Raw genomic sequence first — 19991 nt, 5'->3', positions numbered from 1 at the left:
ATGACTTCGAGACCTTCGATCGCCTTTGCCAGGTTCGCAGTGCCCAAAAAAGGCAGCGTCTTCATGCTGGCGGCCAATGATGGCGGTCTCGGCGACGCGGCAAAGGCTTGCGATCCGGCAAAGACCCTGGAGCGGGCGTTTCCGGTGGCCGACTTTTCCGGCAAGTTCGCCGGCCTGGTCGAGGTGCTGGCGCCGGAGGGCACATCGCTCGACCGGCTGGTTGCGGTCGGCGCCGGCAAGGTCTCGGCGCTCGACGACTATGCCTGGCTCAAGCTTGGCGGCACCATCGCTGCATCCTTGCGCAAGGCGACGGAGGTGGCGGTCATGCTCGATCTGCCGGGTGCTGACGTCGGCGGCAGGCAAGCGGCACAGCTTGCCGCGGGCATTCTCCTGCGCAGCTATGCTTTCGACAAGTACAAGACGAAAAAGGACAATGGCGACGGCCAGCGCGACGGCAACAAGGCCGAGCCCAAAAAGCCGGTTAAGGTGACCATCCATACCGCCGATCCGGCGGCGGCGAAAAAGGCCTTCGCCGACGAGGTGGCGGTGATCGACGGCGTGCTCCTGGCGCGCGATCTGGTCAACGAACCGGCCAATATACTGGGGCCGGTGGAATTCGCCGCCCGCGTCAACGAACTGGAGGCGCTCGGCGTCGCGGTCGAGATCCTGGTCGAGAAGGAGATGAAGAAGCTCGGCATGGGCGCGCTGCTCGGCGTCGCACAAGGCTCGCCGCGTGGCGCGCGCCTGGCCGTCATGCGATGGAACGGCGGCAAGGCCAAGGACAGCCCGATTGCCTTCGTCGGCAAAGGCGTCACTTTCGACACCGGCGGCAATTCGATAAAGACGGCCTCCGGCATGGAGGACATGAAGGGCGATATGGGCGGTGCGGCCGCGGTGACCGGGCTGATGCACGCGCTGGCCGCGCGCAAGGCCAAGGCCAATGTCGTCGGCATCATCGGGCTGGTGGAAAATGCCGTCGACGGCCACGCGCAGCGCCCCGGCGACATCGTCACTTCGATGTCGGGCCAGACCATCGAGGTGCTCAACACCGACGCCGAAGGCCGCCTCGTTCTGGCCGATGCGCTGTGGTACTGCAGCGATCGCTTCCAGCCGAAATTCATGGTCAATCTGGCGACGCTGACCGGCGCCACCATGGTCGCGCTCGGCCAGCACTATGCCGGGCTGTTCTCCAACAATGACGAATTGGCGAACAGGCTGACGAGCGCCGGGCAGGCGACGCAGGAACGAGTGTGGCGGATGCCGCTCGGCACCGAATACGACAAGCTGATCGATTCGAAAAATGCCGACATGAAGAACATCGGCGGCCGCTATGGCGGCGCCATCATCGCGGCGCAGTTCCTGCAGCGCTTCGTCAGGGATACACCTTGGGCGCATCTCGACATCGCCGGCACCGCGATGGGCGCGCCGTCCAGCGAGATCAACCAGTCATGGGCCTCCGGCTTCGGCGTCAGGCTGCTCGACCGGCTGGTTCGCGACAACTATGAGGAGTGATGCCCTTCAAGGCGCGATCATGGCCGACGTCCTGTTCTACCACCTGACCGAATCGACTCTGGAGGATGCGTTGCCCGGCCTGCTTGAGCGCAGTGTCGATCGCGGTTGGCGCGCCGTGGTACAGACCGGCTCCGAAGAACGGCGCGACGCGCTGGATCAGCATCTTTGGACCTTCAGGGACGATTCCTTCCTGGCGCATGCGACGGACCGCGAATCCTACCTGGCCGAGCAGCCGATCCTTTTGACAACCGGTCATGACAATCCGAACGAGGCGCAGATACGCTTCCTGGTTGACGGCGCGGTGCCGCCGAAGCTTGCCGGTTATGAGCGCGCCGTGTTCCTGTTCGACGGCCACGATGCGGCCCAGCTCGAGGCGGCGCGCACGCACTGGAAGACGATGAAGGAAGCCGGCCACGCAGTCACCTACTGGCAGCAGACCTCAGACCGGCGCTGGGAACGCAAGGCGTAGTAAAGCCTGCCGCCTGGGCGATCCGCAACCTGGGGTTGCTACAACTGAAGTCGTTCAGCCAAGTCAATGAAGTCGCTGGCCACCAGGTCCCAGGCTTGATCAGGGTGCATATCCGTGGTCTGCGCTACCCCGTGCTCGGTCGGACGCGGGACAAAGGCTGTTCGCAATCCGCATGCCCGAGCCGCTGCAAGGTCGCCATTGTGGGCGGCCACAAGACAGATCTCATCCGGCTTCATTGCCAGGACGTCAGCGGTGCGAAGATAGGCTTCCGGCGCAGGCTTGTAGGCTTGCACGACTTCGGCGCCGAGGATCGCATCCCAGGGGATGCGACTCCGCTTCGCCATGTTGAGCATGAGGGCGATGTTGCCGTTCGAGAGCGGCGCGATGATATAGCGGGCCCTGAGCCGTGTAAGGCCGGCCACCACGTCCGGCCATGGCTCCAATCGGTGCCATGCCAGGTTCAGTTCGTCCAGCTCGGACGCCGGCACCGAAGCCGGGTCGATCCCGAATTCTGGCAAAACGGCTTCCAGATTCTCCCGATGCAGCACGTCGAGCCGTCTAAAGGGCCGCCGGCCGCTGCGCACCTCCTCCATCGCTGGGGAGTAACGGCGGCGCCACGCATCCGCGAAAGCGGTAGGAATAGCGGATACTGCTCCATGCCGCTGCAGGAACGGCTCAGCTTCGCGCGCCACGCCGCTGCGCCAATCGACGACAGTGCCGAACACGTCGAATACCAACGCACATACGCCATCCAATGCCATCACATTCGGCTCCTTGATCCGCACACTATTTTTCTTTCGTCGCCTGCCTCGTTTTCCCCGTTTCACAGCCTTGCCAATTTGCTCGGCGATGCGGTCGGGCTTACGCGCGAGGACGGCTGTGCAAATTAGATTGCAAAATAGACAAAGGGCACTGTCACCGATATTCCAGTGGCCTGGGCGCCGGCAACAACCCCGTACCGGCATGAGCGGAAGGGTGGCGGGCGCCACCATCGCGCCGACCCTCCTTCATTCGTTTGCCTTGAGCCAGATCTTTTGCGGACCGTGACCCTTGAAGGGGTATTGTGGATCACTCGGATCGTAAACGAGTGATGGCCCGCTGGCGTCGAGGGGCGGGCACCAACGAAAGCTGAACCCGTCGTTTCTCAACGAGAGTTCAAGATCGCAGCCTCCAAATGCGAGGCCGACCCGGCGTCCCATTACCTTTTGATCACGCTGAAAGTACTCCCAGATCATCTTCTGGGCTCGGTCGCTGGGCATCGCCGCGTCCGTGAACTCCAAGTACATCGTCCAGGTATTCGGTCTGATAAGGAGGCTCCTGATCGCATCCCCTCCAGGAGAATTATTGGCTCCGAAAGCGGAAACGGAGAGTAGGACGATTGCCAAGGTGGATCGGATTGCCCGCATCATGCAGACCCCGTTAAGCACCATCTGTGCCTTGTTGTAGCGCGGTCAGGGAGGCAAATCAGCAAAATGTCCGGTTATGGCATGATCTCGGAAATGCCGGTTGTCCGGTTTTGATGTTGATGCGTCTAATTGCTGATCGCGGTAGGGACGCCCATTGCTGGGCGTCCCTACCGCGATCCTTAATTCGTAATTCCGCGAAGCTCATGACAATTGCGAAAGGCGAGCGGCACCACTATTCCAGAATGACGACGGCCTCCACCTCGAAGAGCATGGGGTCAATTGCAAGCTTAGGAACGGGAATCAGGGTCTGCGCCGGCAGCGCTTCACCGAACATTTTTTTGACGTTCTTGGTCAACACCTCGAGCTTGGACATATCGTGATCGACCACGAAGACGGTGAGCTTGGCGACCTGATCCGGCCTCGCACCGAGCGCATCGAGGGCGGTGCGCAAATTTGTGTAGGCCTGCTCAACCTGGACAGCGAAGTCGGGCGACAAGGCTCCCGTGCTGTTTTGCCCGCCCTGTCCGGAGATGTAGGCCACCCGGGCTCCGCGCGGCGTGATCACCGCCGTGCTGTAGCCATTTGGCGACGGGTCGTAGAGGTTTTGTGGATTGACTATGGTCAGCTTGAGATCCTTCTCATTGGCTGTCGTGGCAGTGGGAACTCCCATGGTCATGATGATTAGCCCTTCGATAAGCAGATGCTTGATTGCGCGTGACATGATTTTCTCTTGGCTACGCGAGCAACGTACCCTCGCGGCCGGCATTATTGAACTTTAACCGTATCGCCCATACTATGGCTCGTGCGACGTACGAGTCATCGTATGGTACGCCGTACGAGTCAATCGTTCAGATCGACATTCGTTCGCGTTGCCGGTCAAAATCGACGTTCTGAACAGCGAGGAAGACGGATGGCTGCCAAACGCAGCGGCCGGAGCAAACGAGGGATAAATGAGCGGCTCCAGCCCTTGCAGGAGCCGCGCAGTGAACCGCCGCTCTCTCGGGAACGTATCGTGGCGACCGCGGTGGAACTGCTTGACGCTCAAGGCGTCGACGGATTGACGATGCGTCGGCTGGCCGATCGCCTCGGCTCGGGCGTGATGAGCCTGTATTGGCACGTCGACAACAAGGAGGATGTCTTTGATCTGGCGCTCGACTCGGTGCTTGAATATCGCGGACCGTCGCAAATAGCTCAAGACTGGCGCGGAGAAGTCGTTCATGTGCTTGAAGACTGGCGCGCCAGCATGCTGCGCCACCCTTGGTCGGCAACGCTGTTGCCGCGCCGGGCGCTCGGCCCGAACATCCTCGGTCGCTTGGAACTGCTGAGCAAGACGTTGTCCAGAGCCGGCGTTGCGGACGCAGATGTGAACGTTGCGATATGGTCGCTCTGGAACTATGTGATGGGCGCCACCATCACCCGGGCGAGCTTCGACCTCTCGGACGACGACAGGGCCGCTGCGCAGCAGCGCCTTACACGTCTCAGCGAACGTTATCCGACAATCGAACGCTCTCGTCTGCTGTTGGACAATGATTGGGACGGCGCTTTCAGGAATGGCCTCGGCTTCCTGCTCGATGGCCTCTCTCCAAAATGAGGCTGAACGGTAGCTTTGGCTGAAAGCGACTGTCGCAAAATCGCTGATTAAAGTCACAGTTTTGCAGCTGATTTTTGCAAGGTCGCAGAAGACGCGGCAACGTCCAAGGTTCCGCAATGGGTGTGATCCGAAATGCAACCTCTGCACTGCCGAGGCCACTTGACGAAAGGCCGGTGGCGCGCAAAACTGATAGGATGTCAGACCAATTTTGGGCGTAGGTACCCATGCGAATGCGCGGCGAACTGCCCGGGGCACCTGCCACGCGTGTGGCAATCGCCACGCTCCCGCCGTTGGACCGCGGCAAACAAGTCATGGAAGCGCTGGCAGACTATGTCGAGCGCGCTGCGCTGAAGAGCGGTGACCGGCTTCCGACCGAACGCGAACTGATGGCCGCGCTTTCCGTGGGGCGTTCGACGATTCGCGAGGCGATGGGGCGTTTCGAAGCGCTCGGCGTCACCGAGACCCGCAAAGGCAGCGGCACCTATCTTCTCAAGCCGATATCCGCCGGCACGATCCATCTGCCGCTGTCGCTCAATACGGCTGAGCTGCGCGACGGTCTCTTGCATACCCTCGAGGTGCGCCGCGGCATCGAGGCCGAGGCAAGCATGGTTGCGGCGCGGCGGCGGACAGTCGACGATCTGCGGACGATCGAGGAAAAACTCATCGAGATGGAGCGCGTCCATCTCGCCACCGGCACGTCGGGGCCGGAAGACCTGGCCTTTCACCTGGCGGTCTACGATGCCACGCACAACCCGCTTTTCCGGCAGCTCCTGGGGCAGATGCGCGAAGCGTTCGAGCGCTTCTGGGACCATCCTTTCGACCGGCAGGATTTCGCGCGGCGATCGTTCCCGTATCACCGTGAGCTGTTCGATGCCATCGTCGCCGGGGACGCGGAACTGGCGCGCGGAAAAACGCTGAAGATCCTCGAGATCGTGGAACAGGATATCGAGGAAATGTCGAAATGAATGGCCCGGATTTTTTCGACCAGGCCTCGCTGATCGCCGCCCACGACGAGGGCAACGCCTTCGATGCCGTCGTCCCGCCGATCGTGCAGACCTCGCTCTTCACCTTCTCGAATTATGACGAGATGCTCGAAACATACCGCGGCGAAAAAGTGCGGCCGACCTACACGCGCGGGCTGAACCCGACCGTGCGCATGTTCGAGGAAATGCTGGCGAAGCTGGAGGGCGCCGAGGACGCGATCGGTTTTGCAAGCGGCATGTCCGCTATCTCATCGGCAGTGCTGAGCTTCGTCGAACCGGGCGACCGCATTGTCGCGGTCAGGCATATCTACCCGGACGCGTTCAGACTGTTCGGGACGTTGCTCGCGCGCATGCGCATCGAGGTGACCTATGTCGACGGGCGCGACGAGGCGGCTGTCGCGAGCGCCCTGCCTGGCGCCAGGCTGTTCTATATGGAAAGCCCGACCAGCTGGGTCATGGAAACGCATGACATCGGCGCGCTCGCTGCGCTGGCAAAGTCCCGCGGCATCCCGACCATCATCGATAACAGCTGGGCCAGCCCGGTCTTTCAGCGGCCACTGTCGCTCGGCGTCGACGTTGTGGTCCACTCCGCATCCAAGTACCTGGGCGGCCACAGCGACGTGGTGGCCGGCGTGGTCGCGGGCTCGAAGGAATTGATCGGCCGCATCCGCGGCGAAGCCTATCCATATCTCGGCGGCAAGCTGTCGCCATTCGATGCCTGGCTCTTGATTCGCGGCTTGCGCACACTGCCGATTCGGATGCGCGCTCATCAGGCCTCCAGCCTCGAAATCGCACGGCGCCTGCGGGATCATCCAATCGTTGAGAGGGTCTGCCATCCAGGGTTGGCCAACCTGCTTCCCGCGGGGCTCACCGGCACGTCGGGCCTGTTCTCATTTGTCTTCCGCGACGGCATCGACATCCGCACCTTTGCCGACCGCCTCAAGCTGTTCAAGCTGGGCGTGTCGTGGGGCGGCCACGAAAGCCTCATCGTGCCCGGCGAGGTCGTGCTGCAGCAGAAGGCCCAACCCAATTCCGCGATGGCGTTCGGCGTCCATCCGCGGTCCGTGCGTCTCCATGTCGGCCTCGAGGGAACCGAGGCGTTGTGGAGTGACCTGGAAACGGCGATCGACGCCGCTTCCGAAGAAAAGACCTGAAGCAACCAGACAAGAAGGGAACGGAAAATGAAGAAGCTTCTTATCGCCGCATTCGCCACCGTACTGATGTCGGGTGCTGCACTCGCCGACACGACGTTGAAGCTCGTGGAGGTGATCACCAGCCCCGAGCGTACCGAAACCCTGAAGTCGGTCGTCGCCAAGTTCGAGGCGGCCAACCCGGGCACCAAGGTCGAGGTGATCTCGCTGCCTTGGGGCGAGGCGTTCCAGAAATTCGCGACCATGGTGTCTGCCGGCGAAATCCCCGACGTCATGGAGATGCCGGACACCTGGCTGTCGCTCTATGCCAACAACGGCCTTCTCGAAAGCCTCGAACCCTATCTTGCCAAATGGGAGCACACCTCGGGCCTCACCGATCGCGCGCTCGAACTCGGCCGCGACGTGAACAACACCGCCTACATGCTGCCCTACGGCTTCTATCTGCGGGCGATGTTCTACAACAAGAAGCTGTTCAAGGAGGCTGGTGTCACCGAGCCGCCCAAGACAATGGACGAGTTCGTGGCGGCATCGGAGAAAGTATCCAAGCTTCCAGGCAAATATGGCTACTGCCTGCGCGGCGGGCCGGGTGGCCTCAACGGCTGGATCATGTTCGGCGCAACCATGGCCGGCTCCAACAAGTTCTTCAATGAGGACGGCACCTCGACCATGAACAGCGAGGGCTGGGTCAAGGGACTGACCTGGGTCGTCGATCTGTACAAGAAGGGATTGGCGCCGAAGGACAGCGTCAACTGGGGTTTTAACGAAATCGTCGCGGGATTCTACACCGGCACCTGCGCAATGCTTGATCAGGATCCAGACGCGCTGATCGCGATAGCCGAGCGGATGAAGCCGGAAGACTACGGCGTCACGACCATGCCGAAGGGGCCGAGCGGCAAGACGTTCCCGACCATCGGCTATGCCGGTTGGTCGATGATGGCGGCCAGCCAGAACAAGGACCTCTCCTGGAAGCTGATCGAAACGCTCGAAGGGCCCGAGGGCAATGTCGAATGGAACAAACGCACCGGAGCGCTGCCGGTCCACAAGTCGGCCGAAAAGGATCCCTTCTACGCAAGCGAGCAGTTCAAGGGCTGGTTCGCTGAACTCGAGGACAAGGATGCAGTGCCAACGGTCATGCCGACCTATCTCGAGGAGTTCGCCTTCTTCAAGGACTCGATGGTCATCAAGACCAGTCAACAGGCACTGCTTGGCGATATCACGCCAGAGGAAATGGCCAACCAGTGGGCCGACTATCTGACCAAGGCGCAGCAGAAATACCTGGCCAAGAAATAAACGGCGGACGCCAGGCATCGGAGCCGCCCATCGCGGGCGGCTCCGATGGCTCTCGTCCAAGGTCGGTTGGAAGGATGGTCGATTGGACGGATGGCCAATTGGAGCGAATGCGTTAGCTGATGGTTTTTGACGCCACCGCCGGGTTCCCCGAATCGCGCCGCCGGTCGCTGGTCGACCGGATCACGCGCCACGCCGAGCCATATCTTTACACCGCCCCGGCGCTGATTCTGATCGTCACCATCATGCTGGCGCCGCTAGTGCTAGGCCTGTCCTACGCCTTCCGCGACGTGCACTTGCTCAATCCCTTCTCCGGCGGCTATGTCGGGCTTGATCATTTTCGCACCCTTTATGACGACGACAATTTCTATCGAGCGCTGCGCAACACGCTGTGGTGGACCGGCGCGTCCGTCTTGCTGCAATTCGTGTTCGGCCTGATCCTGGCGCTGTTGCTCGACCGGCCGTTCGCCGGCCGCGCCATAGCGCAGGCGCTGGTGTTCCTGCCCTGGGCGGTACCGACTTTCCTCACCGGGCTCAACTGGGCGTGGCTGTTCAACCCCGTCATCGGACCGCTGCCGCATTGGCTTTATGCGCTCGGCCTCATGAATGAACCGGCCAACATCCTTTCCAATCCGCAGCTTGCCATGTGGGGACCGATCATCGCCAACGTCTGGTGGGGCATTCCCTTCTTTGCCATCACGCTGCTGGCCGCGCTCCAGGCCATCCCGCGCGACCTCTACGAGGCGGCGGCGATCGACGGCGCCGGGGCATTCAGGCGGTTCACGTCGATCACCTTGCCGTTCCTTGCGCCGACCATTGCGATCACCGTGCTGTTGCGCACCGTCTGGATCTCGAACTTCGCCGACCTGATCATCGTCATGACCAGCGGCGGGCCTGCCGACCGCACCCAGATCGTCGCGAGCTACATCTTCACGCAAGCCTTCAGGGCCCTGGATTTCGGCTATGCCTCGGCCATTGCGCTGGTGCTGCTCGTCCTGTTGCTCGCCTATTCGATGCTGATCGTCATGCTGCGGCAAGTCCTGATGGATCGGGCCTGATCGGGATGACCAGATGAACAGCTATTCGATCTTCGGCACCGCGCTGCACCGCCTGGCGATCCTTTGCTACGTCCTCTTTGCACTGTTCCCGCTGTTCTGGCTGTTGAAAGTATCGGTCACGCCGAACGACCTGCTCTATTCCGAGGGCGTCCGCATGTGGCCGTCGCGGATGAGCTTTGAACATTTTCGCTTCGTGCTGGCCCACAGCGCATTCCCGGTCTTCTTCAGGAACAGCATGATCGTTGCCGGCGCGACGGCCGTGATCGTGACGCTGCTTGCGTCTCTCTCCGGCTATGCGCTGTCGCGCTTCACCTTCCGCGGCAAGTACTGGCTGGTCGCGCTGATGCTGCTCACCCAGATGTTTCCATTGGTGATGCTGGTCGCGCCGATCTTCAAGATGCTCTCGCCACTCGGGCTGACCAACAGCCTGACCGGGCTGGTGGTCGTCTACACCGCCTTCAACATCCCCTTCGCGACGTTCCTGATGCAGTCGTTTTTCGACGGCATTCCCAAGGAGTTGGAGGAGGCGGCCAAGATCGATGGCGCCACGCAGTTCATGGCGTTTCGCCAGATCGTCCTGCCGCTGACGCTGCCCGGCATTGCGGCGACGCTGGGTTTTGTATTCACCGCCGCATGGAGCGAACTGCTGTTCGCGCTGATGCTGATTTCGGGCAACAGCGCCGCCACGTTTCCGGTCGGTCTGCTCACCTTCGTGTCGAAGTTTTCGGTCGATTTCGGGCAGATGATGGCGGCCGGCGTGCTGGCACTGGTCCCGGCCTGCCTCTTCTTCCTGTTCATCCAGCGCTATCTGGTCCAGGGCCTGACGGCCGGCGCGGTCAAGGGCTGAGTGAGGTTCCATGGCATCGATCGACATCCGCAACGTCCGCAAGAATTTCGGCGTCGTCTCCGTGCTGCATGGCGTCGACCTGTCGATAGAGAACGGCGAGTTCGTGGTGCTGGTGGGGCCGTCGGGCTGCGGCAAGAGCACGCTGCTGCGCATGATCGCCGGGCTCGAGGAGGTGACCGAAGGTGAGATTCGGATCGACGGCATGCGCGTCAATGAGCGGGCGCCCAAGGACCGCGACATCGCCATGGTGTTCCAGTCCTACGCGCTCTATCCGCACATGAATGTCGCCGAGAACATGAGCTACGGCCTGCGCATCCGGAAGGCTGCCCGCGAGAAGATCAGGTCCGCCGTCAGCAATGCAGCCAGGAAGCTTGAGCTGCAGCCGCTGCTTGCGCGGCGGCCGAAGGCACTGTCGGGCGGTCAGCGTCAGCGCGTGGCGATGGGCCGCGCGATCGTGCGACAACCCAAGGCATTCCTGTTCGACGAGCCGCTGTCCAATCTCGATGCGCGCTTGCGTGAGCAGATGCGGGCAGAGATCAAGAAGCTGCACCGCGATCTCGGCGCGACCTCGATCTATGTCACTCACGACCAGATCGAGGCGATGACACTGGCCGACCGGATCGTCGCCATGCATGAGGGCGTGGTGCAGCAGGTCGGTAGTCCGCTGGAGCTTTACGACCGCCCTGCCAACCTGTTCGTCGCCGGCTTCATCGGATCGCCGGCGATGAATTTTCTGTCGGCGCGCTATGAGGTCGGCGCAGGCACGGCCGGCGCACGATTGCCTGACGGAACGCTGATTGGGCTTTCGTCAGCCTATCAACTCGAGGAGGGCGCGGCGGTGACGCTCGGCATCCGGCCGGAGCATGTCGAGATGTCGCCGGCATCGGAGAGCAGCCTGAGGGCGACGGTCGACTTGATCGAGCCGACCGGCTTCGGCATCATCCTGCATCTCGGCCTGCATGGCCTGCCATTCAACGTCTTCACGCTGGACAGGGCGGCGCTGACGGCTGGCCCGACGGTGACGGTGGCTTTCCCGCCGCAACATCTGCATTTGTTCGGCGAGACTGGAATGCGCGCATTGGAAACGAGCCTCCAGCAGGAAAAAGGCTGATCGTCCTTATCGGGCGCTCAGATCATTCGGATTCTCCCAAAACCGGCTCCCACCTTTGGGTCCGATGCTATTGTCTATCTTGGGACCGCCGAATTCGATACGACATTCGATCTCGGCCTCGACATGCTGTTTGGACGAGATGGAACGCGCCCGCGACGGCGCCAATGCTAATATCCGGGCTAGGTAGTTGAGCGCATGCGCTTTCTGTTTCTTCTGATCCTGCTCGCCGGCATCGGCATCGGCGTCGTCTATCCCTGGGCGATGACCAATTTCTCCGGCCATGAGATCGGCACATGGCGGGTCTACGAGCAGGGTCGGTTCATGCCGGCGACGGTGCCGCTGGCCGCTCGCGACGCGCCGGTGCGGGTGCTGGTCGACCTCACCGCGAGAACCGAACGCATCGTCGTCTCGCAACAACGCACGGTGCTGACGCTGACCGCCGCCACCGGCGGCAGGACGGTGCTCGCCTCGACGCTGCAATTCAATCATTCGGAAAATCCGCGCCAGGTCAGCCCGCAACTGCCGGACAAGATCTTTCGCGACGAAGCCGGCCTGATCGCGAAGGTCAGCCCCGGCCCGTACCTCTTCACCATCGGCCCGGGCGACGCCGAAGGCATCGAGATGCGGGCGGTGGACCTCGTGCTGCGTTCCGGCGTCGGCGAGATCGATCGCCGGGCGCGGCCGGTTGGCTTCTCGCTGATAGCGGCCGGCCTGATCGGGCTGCTGTTGGCGTTGCGTTTCGGCGGCCGCCGGCCGCAAAATCCGAACTCGCAGCCGCCACCGCCACGCTGGGGCAGGGGCTCGAACTAGATCGTGAATTACCGCCACGCCTATCACGCCGGAAACTTCGCCGATGTCGTCAAGCATGTCGTGCTGAGCCGGCTCGTCGAATATCTGAAGCAAAAGGACAAGGCCTTTCGCGTCATCGACACCCATGCCGGCATCGGCCGCTACGACCTGTCGTCGACTGAAGCGCAAAAGACCGGTGAATGGCAAGGCGGTATCGGCCGACTGGTCGATGCCGCGCTTGACGCACCGGCGGCAGCACTACTGGCGCCTTATCTGGAAGCTGTCCGTTCGCTCAATCCTGAAGGTGGCGTGAAAAAATATCCGGGCTCACCGCTGATCGCGCGTCATCTCATGCGCAAGCAGGACCGGCTGTCGGCGATCGAGTTGCAATTCCAGGACGCCGCGAAGCTGAGGGCGCTATTCGCTGGCGATTTCCAGACCCGGGTGATCGAGCTCGACGGCTGGCTGGCGCTCGGCGCGCATCTGCCGCCGAAGGAAAAGCGCGGCCTCGTGCTGGTCGATCCGCCCTTCGAGGAGGAGGGCGAGTTCGCCCGCCTGATCGACGGGCTGCAGAAAGCCCGCAAGCGCTGGCCGGGCGGCATTTATGCGCTGTGGTATCCGGTCAAGGACCGCAAGGCGGTCGCCGCCTTCCGCAAGGCGCTGGTGCAGTCAGGCATCCCGAAGCTGCTCGACATCGGCTTCGAGATCAGGCCGCCATCCGCCGAGCCCAGCCTCGACGGCAGCGGCATGGTGGTGGTCAACCCGCCGTTCACGCTGGAAGGCGAATTGCGCACGCTGTTGCCGGCCTTGCACAAATTGCTTGTCATTGAAAAACCGGCGCACTGGACGCTGGAATGGCTGGCGGCGTAGGCCGGCAGAGGTATCCGCGCGCCTGCCTCGGTTGAAGGCGATTCCGAACTAAGAAACCATCGTCTCTACAACCGCTTGACCGCGCGCAAGCGAATCCGCACAGTGCGCACAATCGACATAAGAGGCTGCCATGACTCGCTTCGCCCAATCCGCCCTTGCCGCACTGATTGCCCTTTGCACGCCGCTCGGCACGTCCCTCGCTGTCACCCAGACAGCAAAGGCGGCCGACCTTGCCATCTATTCCGACGAAGACAGCGGCGTTTGCGGTGAGGCCTGGGTGCTAAACAAGATCACCAGCCGCTTCTCCTACCAGGTGCACCACGTGCCGAATCTGCCCGACGTCGAGATTGTCGATTTCCAGGGCATCCACCAGCATCGCTATCTGCCAGCCAACGAAACCTGGCCGATCGGCCGCCGCTATTGCGGCGCCACCGTCAGCCTGTCCGACGGCCACGCCCGCAACATCTGGTATCTGATCGAGGAAGGGCAGGGCTTTGCCTCGGTCGGCGATAATGTCGAATTCTGCGTCGCGGGCTTCGACCGCTGGATGGTCTACAACGGCCGCTGCCGCGTCCTGCGCTGAACGCGTTTCCCGGGCTGCTCCGCCTCATCGAGGATGGCGCGAAGGAAAGCGGCGTGACCGCGAAAGGCGCGCCGTCCGATTGACGTCGCCCTGACCCGCGTCTGCGGTCGACGTCCGACAAACAGCTTCTCGACATCGACATAGCCCGCCGTGGCAAGCGTATCGATATGCGAGCCGAGATTGCCGTCGGTCCCATTGACGATGAGCTTCAATCGGGTGAATTCCAGCGCTTCGCGCCGTTCCAAAGAATTCAGCGCCGCCATGATCCTGAGCCGCACGCTCTGGTGGATGATTTCGTCGGCAGCCATTATCGGGCCTGCTGTGGTGTCCGGCGTTCAGTCTCACTGATCTGGGTCAGCGCCGCCCGATATTACGCGAATGACATGCGCTCTTCCAGATGATTCAGAATACTCTGCCAAATAGAGTAATCTGTCAACCGCGGACAAATCATGGCAGCGGAATTGCCGCGCTTTGCTTTTGCAGCTTGTGTAGATCGCCTGCTAGAACAAGAAGATGAGATCGATGAAGCAGCCGTCATGGTGGTGTCGGTCGACGATCAACGAACAAGAAAGGCTTGCTAAGCTTCAGCGCCTTGAAGTGGGATTGGTTCCGGCAATGCGCGCAGAATGTCTGTCGCAAACGGTCGGCAAAGCTCGAAGAGCAGCGCCGGCATTTTGCGAAATCAGCACGAGCGTAGTGTCGCGTGTAACCGAAACTTAAACTTCGAAAATCATCCTGATGCTTCGCTGGCTAGACAAGCGCGAGTCAGATATGCATTACGCGCCGGGTCATTAACGGCCGTCGGCACAACTAAGGGGCATGATATGGCTAAACAGTCATCCAAAGCGCCGGCATCCAAGTCACCGGCAAAGCAGGCACCGGCAAAGAAAGCACCAGTAAAGGCAGTGGCGGCAAAGGCCGCAGCCGCTGTGAAGAAAGCAGCTCCTGCTGCCAAGCCGAAGGCCGCCGCGGCCAAGGCAAAAGCAGCGCCCGCCAAGAAGCCGGCTGCGAAGGCTGCGGCAAAACCGGCAGTGAAGAAGGCAGCACCGGCCAAGGCTGCGCCCGCCAAGGCAAAAGCAGCGCCGGCCAAGAAGCCGGCTGCAAAGGCCGCGGCCAAGCCCGCAGCGAAGAAAGCTGCGCCTGCCAAGACTGCACCCGCAAAGAAGGCTGCGCCGGCAAAGAAAGCGGCGGCAGCGAAGTCTTCGGTAGCGGTGAAGAAAGCAGCGCCTGCGGCCAAGCCAAAGGCGAAGGCCGCGACCGCGAAGGCCAAGAAGTAATCGCGTTTCTTCGCTCGCGGAGGACAGTGCTGAAGACGGTTGAGGGCGGGTGCCGGATAGGCGCCTCGCTCGCAGGGTCAGTGCTCGGGCGGCAACAGAGGCGGAGGGAAGACAGCTTTTCGCAGCTCCCAGGACTTCGCCTTACGGCGAAGTCCGGTGGGGCATTTCTCTGTGCCCGGAGAGAAATTCTTGGTGCAAGACCGAGTTGGCTCGGTGTCGAACCCGTCTGACCTGCTCAGATGCTCTCAGGCTGGAACTTGTACCGCTCATCTGCCTGCGGATCGTGGAAGAGGAGGGTCGTTCGCCGTGGCGCCCGGTTTTCCGCCTGTGGGCTGTTGATCATCTCGGGATGTCCGGCCAACAGTGTCGCGGAAATGGATCACACGCAAATTCAAAGTGCTACAGCGTCATTTGCGCGTCCATGCTCTGTACTCACTCGGCAAACAGGAACCCGATCATGCCCAGACTGCTCTACGCGTCCACGTCGCCCTATAGTTCCAAAGTGCGCATGGCCGCGCTTTATGCCGGCATCGCCGTCGAGCTCGTGCCGATAAAAACCGAAGACAAACCGGCTGATCTGATCGACGCCAATCCACTCGGCAAGATCCCGGTGCTGGTGCTCGACGACGGCCGCTCGATCCACGATAGCCGCGCCATTACCCAGCATCTCAACCGCATATCGAAGAACGCGCTGTTTCCACGCAATCCCGACAAGCGCCTCGAGGCGGAAGTGCTTGAGGCACTGGCCGACGGCATCTGCGACTGCGCGCTGTCGATGGTCTATGAGCGGCGCACGCGCCCCGAGGATATGGTCTATCAGCCGTGGCTTGACCGCCAGTGGGCGAAGATCACCAGCGCGCTCGATCTGCTCAACGCCAATCCGCCAAAACTGCCAAAGAAGATCACCGCCGGCCAGCTGGCGCTGCGCGCCTGCCTTGGCTATCTCTCACTGCGCTTTCCCGGAAAATGGGAAAAGGGCCGCAATCGGCTGATCCGCTGGGCGGCGCGATTTGACGAGAAGTTTCCCGATCTGAAACCCTGCGTCCCGGCGTGAGCGGCTGCCAGAGAAGGGGGCATAAAAAAGCCGGGCACGAGGCCCGGCTTTTTCGTGTCGTGGCTTGGACGATTTTAGAACTTCATACCGACGCCGAAGGTGACGCGGTTGTCGGTCGACTTGACCTTGCCGATACCGTCAAAGTCCTTGTCGCCGAAGTCGGTGTAGCGATACTCGACACGGCCGAACACATTGTCGGTGATCTTGATGTCGGTACCGACGCCGGCCGTCCAGCCGAGCATGGTGTTTTCGTCGCTGGCGCCGGCCGCTTCGATCTCCTGGTTCTTGAGCGCGCCACCGGCGGTGCCGTAGAGCAGGATTTCCGGGGTGACGGCGTAGCCGAGGCGGGCGCGCAGCGAGCCTTCGAAGCCGCCCTTGGCCTCGACGCCGCCATCGTCGCCCTCGATGCCGCTATAGCCGATATCGGCTTCAGCACCGTAGACGAAGTTCTCTTGCTGCCACTGATAGCCGCCGAAGACGCCGCCGACAAAACCATCGGTGTCGACGTCGGTGCCGATATCCTCGGCATCGGCGTGACCGCTGAAGCCGTAGCCGACGCTCACACCGGCATAGGGACCGGCCCAGGAAGCGACCGGAAGTTCGGCGATCGGGGCGGGGGCCGGCGGCTCTTCCGCGATGACGTCAGCAGCATAGGCGGTTCCGCCGAGGGCGAAGAGCCCGAACGCCACCGCCAGCGGTCGCGCAAATTTAAGATTGGCTTGCATTGTTCTTTACTCCTTAAGCCACAGGCACAGGCTTGCTTTTCACAAGCGCCCTCAACCCGCCGGGGGGAAAAACGGGTCTGGCGCTCAACGGTTCCGAATGTCGTGTCAAAATACGGCTGAAGCGAACCTGAACTTGGGTCATTACCTGGCACGAATAAGGCTGAACTTTGACGTTGCATCTGCGCAACAGATGGTGTCAGGAGGCTTAGCCGTGCCGCGCTGAACGACGCTTGGAGCAAGGGGTCCGTAGTCCTATATTGCGGCTGGCAGGCCGAGTCCCGGCCACAGTCGAAAGACCGATCCGGCCGCTTTGCCACAATGCTGCCCAAGGTCCGAACGGCATTTAACGCTTCGCCGGCCATATTTTGCCGGCAGGCTCAAAATCGAGCCCCATTGAGGATTGACAGGATGAGTAAGGCCGCTGGAACGGCGCTGGTGACGGGCGGGGGCCAGCGGATCGGCAAGGCGATCGTCGAGGATCTCGCCGCGAACGGTTTTGCCGTCGCCATCCATTGCAACCGCTCACGGGCCGAGGCGGAAGCATTGGCCGCGCGGATCAACGGCGGTCATTTTGGCCAGGGTGGCCGCGCTGCTGTGGTCGCCGCCGACCTGACCGACATTGCCGCGGTCGAGGACCTCGTTGGCCGCGCCGAAGCCGCGCTCGGGCCTGTTACACTGCTGGTCAACAATGCGTCGCTGTTCGTGGACGATACGGTTCAGGACGTCGACTGGCGTGCCTGGGACCGTCACTTCGCCATCCACGTGAAGGCGCCGGCATTTTTGGCGCAACAATTCGCCCGCGCGCTGCCGGAAGGCGAGGAAGGGCTGATCGTCAATATGATCGACCAGCGCGTCTGGCGCCCGACGCCCCGCTATTTCTCCTATGCGCTGTCGAAATCGACATTGTGGACGCAGACGCAGATGATGGCGCAGGCGCTAGCACCCCGCATTCGCGTCAATGCCATCGGTCCCGGCCCGACGCTGAAGAGCGCGCGTCAGCAAGACAGCGACTTTGCCGCGCAGGTCGACGGCCTGATCCTGAAGCGCGGCCCGGAATTGCCTGAATTCGGCGCCACCATCCGCTATCTCTGGGGCGCAAGCTCGGTCACCGGCCAGATGATCGCGCTCGACGGCGGCCAGCACCTTGCGTGGCAGACTCCCGATGTGACAGGCATTGTCGAATGAGTCCCATGGACCAGAAACCCAAACGTGTCGGCGCTGCCGTAGACCTGCCGCCCGATGTCGACCTCGAGGACGAGGTGGCGGAGGAGATCGTCGAACCGTCAACGCCCGGTCCCGGTGGCCCTGACGTCGCCTTCACCGCCATCGATTGGACGCCGCATGCCGGCGATGCCGACGGCATGGTCGGCGCCGAAGTCATCCAGACGCTGGTCAAACGGCTGCCCAACGCGCCCGGCGTCTACCGCATGATGAATGCCGCAGGCGACGTGCTCTATGTCGGCAAGGCGCGCAGCCTGAAGAAGCGGGTGACCAATTACGCACAAGGCCGCTTCCACACCAGCCGCATCGGCCGCATGGTGCGCGAGACGGCGACGATGGAGTTCGTCGTCACCCGCACCGAGATCGAAGCGCTGCTGCTGGAAGCAAATCTTATCAAGCGCTTGCGGCCGCGTTTCAATGTGCTGATGCGGGACGACAAGTCGTTTCCCTACATCCTTTTGACCGGCGATCATGTCTCGCCCGGCATCTACAAGCATCGCGGCGCGCGCTCGCGCAAGGGCGACTATTTCGGCCCCTTCGCCTCGGCCGGCGCCGTCGGCCGCACCATCAACTCGCTGCAGCGCGCCTTCCTGCTCAGGAGTTGCACCAACTCCTTCTACGAGAACCGCACCCGGCCGTGCCTGCTGTTCCAGATCAAGCGATGCGCCGGCCCGTGCACCGGCGAAATCTCGCATAGTGACTATGCCAGGCTGGTCGCCGAGGCGAAGGACTTCCTGTCCGGCCGCAGCCAGAAGGTGAAGACCGACATCTCCGCCGCCATGCAGCAGGCCGCGGAGAATCTCGATTTCGAGCGCGCCGCAATCTATCGCGACCGGCTGGCGGCGTTGTCGCATGTGCAGAGCCATCAGGGCATCAACCCGCAGACCGTCGACGAGGCCGATGTCTTCGCCATCCATCAGGAAGGCGGCCAGGTCTGCATCCAGGTCTTCTTCTTCCGCACCGGCCAGAACTGGGGCAACCGCGCCTATTTCCCCAAGGCCGATCCGGCGATGGAGGCGGCCGAGGTGCTGGGCTCGTTCCTGGCGCAATTCTATGACGACAAGCCGACGCCGCGCGCCATCCTGTTGTCGCATGGCGTCGAGGACCAGGAATTGCTGGCTGAGGCGCTCTCCACCCGCGCGGGTCGCAAGGTGGCGATCTCGGTGCCGCAGCGCGGCGAGAAGAAGGATTTGACCGACAACGCCCTGCAGAATGCCCGTGAGGCGCTCGGCCGCCGGCTGGCCGAGACCTCGACGCAAGGGCGGTTGCTCACCGGTTTCGCCGAGACTTTCGGCCTGAAGAAACCGCCGGTGCGCATCGAGGTCTACGACAACTCCCACATCATGGGCACCAACGCCGTCGGCGCCATGGTGGTCGCCGGGCCGGAAGGCTTCGTGAAGAACCAGTACCGGAAATTCAACATCCGCTCGACCGAGATCACGCCGGGAGACGATTTCGGCATGATGCGCGAGGTGATGGAGCGGCGTTTCTCCCGCCTGCTGAAGGAACATGGCGATGTGCCGCGGAGCGAACTGGCGGCGGACGACATCCTGGCCGAACAGAGCGACGATATCGAGGATGCAGGCGGCTTCCCGGCCTGGCCAGACGTCATCCTCATCGATGGCGGCCAGGGCCAGATGACGGCGGTGCGACAAATCCTCGCCGACCTCGGCATCGAGGACCGTGTCCAGGCCATCGGCATCGCCAAGGGCCAGGACCGTGACGCCGGCCGCGAACGCTTCTTCGTCAGGGGCAAGCCACCGTTTTCGCTCCCCGTGCGCGACCCCGTGCTCTATTTCGTTCAGCGGCTGCGCGACGAGGTCCATCGCTTCGCCATCGGCTCGCACCGCGCCCGCCGCAAGAAGGAGATGGTCAAGAGCCCGCTTGACGAGATCAGCGGCATCGGTCCCGGTCGCAAGCGCGCGCTGCTCATGCATTTCGGCACCGCCAAGGCGGTCAGTCGAGCCGCGATCGAGGATCTGGTCAAGGTCGATGGCATATCCGAGCAGGTCGCCAAGCTGGTCTACAACCATTTTCACGAGAGCTGATGATTCGGC

The 19991-nt window shown here is 62.3% G+C and carries 22 protein-coding genes; 17 read left to right on the top strand and 5 right to left on the bottom strand.

Annotated elements, in window-relative coordinates:
• Together M727_RS0110545 and M727_RS0110540 are read left to right on the top strand one after the other, a co-directional pair.
• Nucleotides 1-1512, top strand: a complete 1512-nt coding sequence (locus tag M727_RS0110545; protein WP_027152660.1) for a leucyl aminopeptidase — start codon at nucleotides 1-3, stop codon at nucleotides 1510-1512.
• Nucleotides 1513-1531: 19 nt separating this feature from the next.
• Nucleotides 1532-1981, top strand: coding sequence for a DNA polymerase III subunit chi (locus M727_RS0110540; RefSeq protein ID WP_027152659.1), 450 nt, complete (start codon nucleotides 1532-1534; stop codon nucleotides 1979-1981).
• A 38-nt stretch (nucleotides 1982-2019) separates the two neighbouring features.
• Here M727_RS0110540 and M727_RS0110535 read toward each other — a convergent pair whose 3' ends face one another.
• The 3 genes from M727_RS0110535 to M727_RS0110525 all read right to left on the bottom strand — a co-directional run bounded on the left by M727_RS0110535 (nucleotide 2020) and on the right by M727_RS0110525 (nucleotide 4108).
• On the bottom strand, nucleotides 2020-2973 hold the full coding sequence (locus tag M727_RS0110535; RefSeq protein ID WP_348627157.1) for a haloacid dehalogenase type II: 954 nt from the start codon (nucleotides 2971-2973) through the stop codon (nucleotides 2020-2022).
• A gap of 15 nt (nucleotides 2974-2988) precedes the next feature.
• Nucleotides 2989-3261 carry a hypothetical protein gene (locus M727_RS41445; protein ID WP_156941514.1) on the bottom strand — a complete coding sequence of 91 codons (273 nt, stop codon included), beginning with the start codon at nucleotides 3259-3261 and terminating at the stop codon, nucleotides 2989-2991.
• Nucleotides 3262-3619: 358 nt separating this feature from the next.
• Nucleotides 3620-4108, bottom strand: a complete 489-nt coding sequence (locus M727_RS0110525; RefSeq protein ID WP_027152656.1) for a RidA family protein — start codon at nucleotides 4106-4108, stop codon at nucleotides 3620-3622.
• Between the two features lie 189 nt (nucleotides 4109-4297).
• Here M727_RS0110525 and M727_RS0110520 point away from each other — a divergent pair, with 189 nt between their 5' ends.
• The 10 genes from M727_RS0110520 (at nucleotide 4298) to M727_RS0110475 (ending at nucleotide 13657) form a co-directional block, all read left to right on the top strand.
• On the top strand, nucleotides 4298-4978 hold the full coding sequence (locus M727_RS0110520) for a TetR/AcrR family transcriptional regulator C-terminal domain-containing protein (protein WP_027152655.1): 681 nt from the start codon (nucleotides 4298-4300) through the stop codon (nucleotides 4976-4978).
• Between the two features lie 230 nt (nucleotides 4979-5208).
• Complete coding sequence (locus M727_RS0110515) at nucleotides 5209-5943, top strand: FadR/GntR family transcriptional regulator (protein ID WP_051505587.1); 735 nt, start codon at nucleotides 5209-5211, stop codon at nucleotides 5941-5943.
• Nucleotides 5940-7115: a PLP-dependent transferase gene (locus tag M727_RS0110510; RefSeq protein ID WP_027152653.1), complete on the top strand. Its 1176-nt coding sequence runs from the start codon at nucleotides 5940-5942 to the stop codon at nucleotides 7113-7115. The genes M727_RS0110515 and M727_RS0110510 overlap by 4 nt, the downstream gene beginning before the upstream one ends.
• 27 nt (nucleotides 7116-7142) lie before the next feature.
• A complete protein-coding gene (locus tag M727_RS0110505; RefSeq protein WP_027152652.1) occupies nucleotides 7143-8402 on the top strand; it encodes a sugar ABC transporter substrate-binding protein in 1260 nt (419 codons plus the stop codon).
• 119 nt (nucleotides 8403-8521) lie between these two features.
• Entirely contained in the window at nucleotides 8522-9457 is a 936-nt protein-coding gene (locus M727_RS0110500) for a sugar ABC transporter permease (protein ID WP_027152651.1), read from the top strand.
• Between the two features lie 13 nt (nucleotides 9458-9470).
• A complete protein-coding gene (locus M727_RS0110495) occupies nucleotides 9471-10304 on the top strand; it encodes a carbohydrate ABC transporter permease (RefSeq protein ID WP_027152650.1) in 834 nt (277 codons plus the stop codon).
• Between the two features lie 10 nt (nucleotides 10305-10314).
• Complete coding sequence (gene ugpC / locus M727_RS0110490) at nucleotides 10315-11415, top strand: sn-glycerol-3-phosphate ABC transporter ATP-binding protein UgpC (protein WP_027152649.1); 1101 nt, start codon at nucleotides 10315-10317, stop codon at nucleotides 11413-11415.
• A 195-nt stretch (nucleotides 11416-11610) separates the two neighbouring features.
• Entirely contained in the window at nucleotides 11611-12225 is a 615-nt protein-coding gene (locus M727_RS0110485; protein WP_027152648.1) for a hypothetical protein, read from the top strand.
• Nucleotides 12226-12228: 3 nt separating this feature from the next.
• Entirely contained in the window at nucleotides 12229-13074 is an 846-nt protein-coding gene (locus M727_RS0110480; RefSeq protein WP_027152647.1) for a 23S rRNA (adenine(2030)-N(6))-methyltransferase RlmJ, read from the top strand.
• Between the two features lie 130 nt (nucleotides 13075-13204).
• The gene (locus tag M727_RS0110475) at nucleotides 13205-13657 is read left to right on the top strand and encodes a hypothetical protein (protein ID WP_027152646.1); all 453 of its coding nucleotides are present in this window, start codon (nucleotides 13205-13207) and stop codon (nucleotides 13655-13657) included.
• Here the strand turns inward: M727_RS0110475 and M727_RS0110470 are convergent.
• The gene (locus M727_RS0110470) at nucleotides 13627-13965 is read right to left on the bottom strand and encodes a transcriptional regulator (protein WP_027152645.1); all 339 of its coding nucleotides are present in this window, start codon (nucleotides 13963-13965) and stop codon (nucleotides 13627-13629) included. The two genes, M727_RS0110475 and M727_RS0110470, sit on opposite strands and share 31 nt — an antisense overlap.
• Before the next feature lie 141 nt (nucleotides 13966-14106).
• Here M727_RS0110470 and M727_RS43770 point away from each other — a divergent pair, with 141 nt between their 5' ends.
• The 3 genes from M727_RS43770 (at nucleotide 14107) to M727_RS0110455 (ending at nucleotide 15988) form a co-directional block, all read left to right on the top strand.
• A complete protein-coding gene (locus M727_RS43770; RefSeq protein ID WP_280944150.1) occupies nucleotides 14107-14238 on the top strand; it encodes a hypothetical protein in 132 nt (43 codons plus the stop codon).
• Nucleotides 14239-14283: 45 nt separating this feature from the next.
• Nucleotides 14284-14934 (top strand): hypothetical protein, encoded by a 651-nt coding sequence (locus M727_RS0110465; RefSeq protein WP_198032631.1) that lies wholly within the window; start codon nucleotides 14284-14286, stop codon nucleotides 14932-14934.
• A gap of 457 nt (nucleotides 14935-15391) precedes the next feature.
• Nucleotides 15392-15988 carry a glutathione S-transferase family protein gene (locus M727_RS0110455; RefSeq protein ID WP_027152643.1) on the top strand — a complete coding sequence of 199 codons (597 nt, stop codon included), beginning with the start codon at nucleotides 15392-15394 and terminating at the stop codon, nucleotides 15986-15988.
• 74 nt (nucleotides 15989-16062) lie between these two features.
• On the opposite strand, the gene M727_RS0110450 is transcribed toward M727_RS0110455, so the two are convergent.
• Entirely contained in the window at nucleotides 16063-16713 is a 651-nt protein-coding gene (locus M727_RS0110450; RefSeq protein WP_027152642.1) for an outer membrane protein, read from the bottom strand.
• A 408-nt stretch (nucleotides 16714-17121) separates the two neighbouring features.
• Between M727_RS0110450 and M727_RS0110445 the strand changes: the two genes are divergently transcribed.
• Both M727_RS0110445 and uvrC read left to right on the top strand, forming a co-directional pair.
• Nucleotides 17122-17898 (top strand): SDR family oxidoreductase, encoded by a 777-nt coding sequence (locus M727_RS0110445; protein WP_027152641.1) that lies wholly within the window; start codon nucleotides 17122-17124, stop codon nucleotides 17896-17898.
• Nucleotides 17895-19982 carry an excinuclease ABC subunit UvrC gene (uvrC, locus tag M727_RS0110440; RefSeq protein ID WP_027152640.1) on the top strand — a complete coding sequence of 696 codons (2088 nt, stop codon included), beginning with the start codon at nucleotides 17895-17897 and terminating at the stop codon, nucleotides 19980-19982. Before M727_RS0110445 ends, uvrC begins: the two co-directional genes overlap by 4 nt.
• Nucleotides 19983-19991: the final 9 nt, after the last annotated feature.

This window comes from Mesorhizobium sp. WSM2561 (genome assembly GCF_000513915.1).
GTDB classification, from domain to species: Bacteria; Pseudomonadota; Alphaproteobacteria; order Rhizobiales; family Rhizobiaceae; genus Mesorhizobium; species Mesorhizobium muleiense.
This window is presented reverse-complemented; position numbering and strand designations above follow the sequence as displayed.

What these genes read in the sequence shown, in the direction of transcription:
- M727_RS0110495 (WP_027152650.1), top strand. Translation starts at nt 9,471, where the DNA reads ATGAACAGCTATTCGATCTTCGGCACCGCGCTGCACCGCCTGGCGATC.
- M727_RS0110505 (WP_027152652.1), top strand. Translation starts at nt 7,143, where the DNA reads ATGAAGAAGCTTCTTATCGCCGCATTCGCCACCGTACTGATGTCGGGT.
- uvrC (WP_027152640.1), top strand. Translation starts at nt 17,895, where the DNA reads ATGAGTCCCATGGACCAGAAACCCAAACGTGTCGGCGCTGCCGTAGAC.
- M727_RS43770 (WP_280944150.1), top strand. Translation starts at nt 14,107, where the DNA reads ATGGCAGCGGAATTGCCGCGCTTTGCTTTTGCAGCTTGTGTAGATCGC.
- M727_RS0110535 (WP_348627157.1), bottom strand. Translation starts at nt 2,973, where the DNA reads ATGGTGGCGCCCGCCACCCTTCCGCTCATGCCGGTACGGGGTTGTTGC.
- M727_RS0110465 (WP_198032631.1), top strand. Translation starts at nt 14,284, where the DNA reads ATGTCTGTCGCAAACGGTCGGCAAAGCTCGAAGAGCAGCGCCGGCATT.
- M727_RS0110545 (WP_027152660.1), top strand. Translation starts at nt 1, where the DNA reads ATGACTTCGAGACCTTCGATCGCCTTTGCCAGGTTCGCAGTGCCCAAA.
- M727_RS0110470 (WP_027152645.1), bottom strand. Translation starts at nt 13,965, where the DNA reads ATGGCTGCCGACGAAATCATCCACCAGAGCGTGCGGCTCAGGATCATG.
- M727_RS0110500 (WP_027152651.1), top strand. Translation starts at nt 8,522, where the DNA reads ATGGTTTTTGACGCCACCGCCGGGTTCCCCGAATCGCGCCGCCGGTCG.
- M727_RS0110475 (WP_027152646.1), top strand. Translation starts at nt 13,205, where the DNA reads ATGACTCGCTTCGCCCAATCCGCCCTTGCCGCACTGATTGCCCTTTGC.
- M727_RS0110450 (WP_027152642.1), bottom strand. Translation starts at nt 16,713, where the DNA reads ATGCAAGCCAATCTTAAATTTGCGCGACCGCTGGCGGTGGCGTTCGGG.
- M727_RS0110445 (WP_027152641.1), top strand. Translation starts at nt 17,122, where the DNA reads ATGAGTAAGGCCGCTGGAACGGCGCTGGTGACGGGCGGGGGCCAGCGG.
- M727_RS0110485 (WP_027152648.1), top strand. Translation starts at nt 11,611, where the DNA reads ATGCGCTTTCTGTTTCTTCTGATCCTGCTCGCCGGCATCGGCATCGGC.
- M727_RS0110520 (WP_027152655.1), top strand. Translation starts at nt 4,298, where the DNA reads ATGGCTGCCAAACGCAGCGGCCGGAGCAAACGAGGGATAAATGAGCGG.
- ugpC (WP_027152649.1), top strand. Translation starts at nt 10,315, where the DNA reads ATGGCATCGATCGACATCCGCAACGTCCGCAAGAATTTCGGCGTCGTC.
- M727_RS0110515 (WP_051505587.1), top strand. Translation starts at nt 5,209, where the DNA reads ATGCGCGGCGAACTGCCCGGGGCACCTGCCACGCGTGTGGCAATCGCC.
- M727_RS0110540 (WP_027152659.1), top strand. Translation starts at nt 1,532, where the DNA reads ATGGCCGACGTCCTGTTCTACCACCTGACCGAATCGACTCTGGAGGAT.
- M727_RS0110510 (WP_027152653.1), top strand. Translation starts at nt 5,940, where the DNA reads ATGAATGGCCCGGATTTTTTCGACCAGGCCTCGCTGATCGCCGCCCAC.
- M727_RS0110455 (WP_027152643.1), top strand. Translation starts at nt 15,392, where the DNA reads ATGCCCAGACTGCTCTACGCGTCCACGTCGCCCTATAGTTCCAAAGTG.
- M727_RS0110525 (WP_027152656.1), bottom strand. Translation starts at nt 4,108, where the DNA reads ATGTCACGCGCAATCAAGCATCTGCTTATCGAAGGGCTAATCATCATG.